The organism is uncultured Campylobacter sp. (assembly GCF_938045225.1).
Classification (GTDB): Bacteria; Campylobacterota; Campylobacteria; order Campylobacterales; family Campylobacteraceae; genus Campylobacter_A.
This window is the reverse complement of sequence record NZ_CALINL010000056.1, coordinates 1-3,962: the sequence shown is the minus strand read 5'-3', so window position 1 is coordinate 3,962 and position 3,962 is coordinate 1. Positions and strand designations below refer to the sequence as shown.

Annotated in this window: 6 protein-coding genes; all 6 read left to right on the top strand. The window is 48.2% G+C overall.

Annotated features, from left to right (window positions below; all coding sequences use genetic code 11):
* Positions 1 to 1,370, top strand: a 1,370-nt coding sequence (locus tag Q0200_RS02700) for a nickel-dependent hydrogenase large subunit (RefSeq protein ID WP_297937431.1), incomplete at its 5' end; no start/stop codon positions are given.
* Positions 1,367 to 1,906: a formate hydrogenlyase complex iron-sulfur subunit gene (locus Q0200_RS02695; protein WP_297937428.1), complete on the top strand. Its 540-nt coding sequence runs from the start codon at positions 1,367 to 1,369 to the stop codon at positions 1,904 to 1,906. The genes Q0200_RS02700 and Q0200_RS02695, both read left to right, overlap by 4 nt.
* On the top strand, positions 1,903 to 2,730 hold the full coding sequence (locus tag Q0200_RS02690) for an NADH-quinone oxidoreductase subunit B family protein (RefSeq protein WP_297937425.1): 828 nt from the start codon (positions 1,903 to 1,905) through the stop codon (positions 2,728 to 2,730). The genes Q0200_RS02695 and Q0200_RS02690 overlap by 4 nt, the downstream gene beginning before the upstream one ends.
* The gene (locus tag Q0200_RS02685) at positions 2,727 to 3,071 is read left to right on the top strand and encodes a formate hydrogenlyase maturation HycH family protein (protein ID WP_297937423.1); all 345 of its coding nucleotides are present in this window, start codon (positions 2,727 to 2,729) and stop codon (positions 3,069 to 3,071) included. The genes Q0200_RS02690 and Q0200_RS02685 overlap by 4 nt, the downstream gene beginning before the upstream one ends.
* A 111-nt stretch (positions 3,072 to 3,182) precedes the next feature.
* Positions 3,183 to 3,626 (top strand): hydrogenase 3 maturation endopeptidase HyCI, encoded by a 444-nt coding sequence (locus Q0200_RS02680; RefSeq protein ID WP_297937421.1) that lies wholly within the window; start codon positions 3,183 to 3,185, stop codon positions 3,624 to 3,626.
* A 9-nt stretch (positions 3,627 to 3,635) separates the two neighbouring features.
* A partial coding sequence (locus Q0200_RS02675) for a formate/nitrite transporter family protein (protein ID WP_297937419.1) occupies positions 3,636 to 3,962 on the top strand: 327 nt, incomplete at its 3' end.

Sequence of the window (3,962 nt, the reverse complement as noted above, 5' to 3'; positions counted from 1 at the left end):
CTTATGATAAGTTTGGTCTAGTAGCTGAGGGTCTGCCTGATAAAAGACGTCTAGTTTTAAGTGATGACTGGCCAGACGGACTTCACCCACTTAGAAAAGATGCGATGGACTACCGCTACCGCCCCGATCCAGTCGCTCACCAAGATGAGCCCGACACCGAGTTTTTATTTCCAAAAGGCGATAGCGTCATCGACGTACCGCTCGGGCCTTTGCACGTTACATCTGACGAGCCTGGACACTTTAGGTTATTTTGCGACGGCGACGAGATCATAGATGCGGACTACCGCTTGTTTTATCAGCACCGCGGTATGGAAAAGCTAGCCGAAAACCGTATGAACTACGATCAAATGGGCTACCTTGCAGAGCGCGTCTGCGGAATTTGCGGTTACGCTCACGCGATTGCTTGTATCGAAGCGGCGGAAAGGGCTATAAAGCTAGAAATTCCGCTAAGAGCGCAAGCTATCCGCGTGATTTGCCTTGAGATCGAGCGCCTTCACAGCCACCTTTTAAATATCGGTCTAGCTTGCGAGGTAACGGGTAACTATAACGCCTTCATGCATATCTTTAGGGTGCGCGAGTACTCTATGGAGTTAGCCCAACTCGTAACAGGCGGCCGTAAAACATACGGCAACGTCATCATGGGCGGACTTCGCCGCGATATGACCGACAATGAAATCAGGCAAGGCCTTGCCATCATAAACAAACTCGACGTTCAAATTACGGAAATTTGGGATGCCGTGATGGAGGATAAACGCCAACTAGGACGCTGGAAAGGCGTAGGCGTACTTGATAAGCAAGTCGCTCGCGATTTTAGCCCGGTCGGTCCAAACATGCGCGGTTCAGGCTTTAAGCGCGATAACCGCTACGACCACCCTTACGACTTCTTTAAACATATCGAATTTGAAGTCGCAGTAGAGCACGGCGGAGACGTATTTAGTCGCGAAGTCGTGAGATACAAGGAGCTAAAACAGTCTATTCATATCATCAGGCAGTGCTTTGAGCTAATGCCTCAAACGCCGATCATGATAGATCCCGTGACTATGATCAAGCCTGAAAATTTCGCGCTCGGACACGACGAGGCTCCTCGCGGAGAAAACGTCCACTGGATCATGCAGGGCAGCGCGCAAAAGGTTTTCCGATGGAGATGCCGCGCGGCTACGTATAACAACTGGCCGAGCCTCCGCTATCAGTTCCGCGGAAATAATATCTCTGACGCCGCATTGATCGTTTGTTCGCTCGACCCGTGCTATTCGTGCACCGAGCGCGTTACAGTCGTGGACGTAAATACTAAAAAGAGTAAAATTTTAACCGAAAAAGACCTTAAGAGATTTTGCCAAACCGGCAAGATTAGCAAAAAGGATTTAAGATGATGAAGTTATTTGACATAACCGAAAAATACGGAAAGGCGACCTACGCCTATCCGTTTGAGCCCTACAAAGTGCCCGATAATTTCCGCGGGCAGCCGTTTTATACCTACGAGCTTTGCGTAGGTTGCGCGGCGTGCGGCGTAGCGTGCCCTAGCAACGCCATCGAGCTAAAGATGAACGAAAAGCAAGACAAGCTCGTGTGGCAGTTTGACTGCGGACGTTGTATATTTTGCGGACGCTGCGACGAGGTTTGTCCGACCGGCGGCGTGCGCCTAAGCCAGGGTTTTGAGCTTGCGGTTAAATTTGACAAAAGCGCGCTGATCCAACGCGGCGAGCTAGAGATGCAAAAGTGCAAATGCTGCGGCAAACCGTATACGCCGGTTCGCCTCATCAACTATACTTTTTCAAAGCTTAGTACGGCAAATTTACTCCCGGGCAGACTAGAGGAAGCCAAAGATTACCTTTATATTTGCCCTGAGTGCAAAAAAGCGCAATCCGTCGAGCGCTTAACTAAAGACGTAGAGGAGGGGATAAAATGAGTCTTTATCAAGTTCCCGAAAACATAAAAACGGCAAACGACCTAACCGCAAAGCTAGAGCATCTAAAAAATATCAAACGAAGCTTTAGCGTTTACCGCATCGACTGCGGCAGTTGCAACGGCTGCGAGATAGAAATTTTTGCCGCCATTACGCCGATGTGGGACCCTGAGCGCTTTGGCTTTAAGCTAGTAGCCAACCCTCGCCACGCAGACATCCTGGTCTGCAGCGGCCCGGTTACGCGCCAGATGTACTATCCGCTACTTCGCGCTTACGAAGCGGCTCCCGATCCAAAGATCGTGGTGGCGTTTGGCGCATGCGGAAGTACTGGCGGTATATTCTACGACGCATATAGCGTTTGGGGCGGTATAGATAAGATCATCCCCGTAGACGTCTATATCCCGGGCTGTCCTCCGCATCCGGCTAGCGTCATATACGGCCTTGGCATGGCTCTTGGCATCATAGATCAAAAGCTACAAAAAAGAAGCTTCGAGCAGGACGACTGTAAAGTTCCGGCCGTTAAAGAGTCCATCATGGGCGACATACTTTTTGAGCGAGATTTAGAAGCCGAGTCAAAGAGGCTGATGAGCTATATATTTGGCAGAACGCTGTTTACTAAGTATATGGACGCAGCTAAAACATCGCCCGATATCCATGACGTAGCGGCGACTAAAAAAGCGATACTAGAAGCCATGTATAAAGAAGAAGATCCTAGATACGCCGAGTGTATGGGGTTGCTTTACAACGACGTCTATCTAAAATACGCAAACGCAAAACAGAGCGAAAACGCGATCGACGTAAAAAAAGAAATCTGGGATAAAAGATGATAAGAGTCTATAAGCTCACTCGCCGCCACATGGACGAAAACGAAAAAATGCCCAAAGAGCTAAAGGATATCAAGCTCTTTTCTACCTGCGTCGGTCACGGCGTGGGTACGATCGATTTTAGCCAAAAGCTACTCGATATCGCAGACGAGGAGTATGAGCGTATCGTCGCTAACGGCGGCGAATACGTCAAATTTAAGCTGGGAAATTTGAGTAAGTATTTTGAAGTGGAGATATTTAGGGAGCATGCGACAAGGCTCATTCCCGAGCTTTGCGAATGCGAGCTAAAGACCGAGCTTGAAAATTTACGCGAGGGATATCTGGTGCTTAGGAAGGATTTTTGAGATGAATTTAAATGTTGCGCAGAAAATTTTAGCCGAGATAGGACATGTAGTCCATCGCAGGTTAAAATTTTCAAGCTCATTTAAAGGCGCTCAAAAAAGAAAGGAAAAGAGATGAAAAAGGCTTTACTTTGCATCGGCAATCCCATGCGCGGAGATGACGACGTAGGCAACGAAACAGGGCGAATCGTCGAGGTAAATTTGAAAGATTGGCGGGTATTTTACGGACAGGACGTGCCTGAAAACGAGTTTGGCGCGCTTCGCGAATTTGAGCCTGATATCATCGTCGTGGTAGACGCGATGAGCGGGTTTAAGGACGGAGCGATCGAATTTTTTGATCTAAGCAACGAGCGCGACTATATCTACTCGACGCACAACTTGCCCACGCCCGTACTTTTAAGCTACCTGCGTAAAATTTGCCCCAAAACGCTGTTTTTAGGCATTAGCGTTTTGCTTGAAAACGTGCTTGATTTTAAAGAGGGCTTAAGCGAAAATGCGAAAAAAAGCGCGCAAAAAGCCTTTGAACGTATCTTGGAAATAGATAAAAATTTAAATTAGGAGGAGAAGATGTTAAATCCTGCAGAAACCGCGCAAGCGGTGTCAAATTCGATGGAGCACAAGGCGCATACTCCGTTAGTAAGCATTATTTTTCTAGCTATCATGGCGGGCGCGGCGATTGCTATGGGCGATATTTTCTGGGCGCACTCGACCGTGGGCATGGCTGAAAAACAGTCTATCGGTCTTGCAAATTTTATCGGCGGCATCACCTTTAGCTGCGGTCTCATGATGGTCGTTTTTTACGGCGGACATCTATTTACTAGCTCGGTTTTAAGCGGCGTTAGCGCGTATGAAGGCAAGCTAAATTTGGGCAAAACCTTTAGCTATTGGGCGATC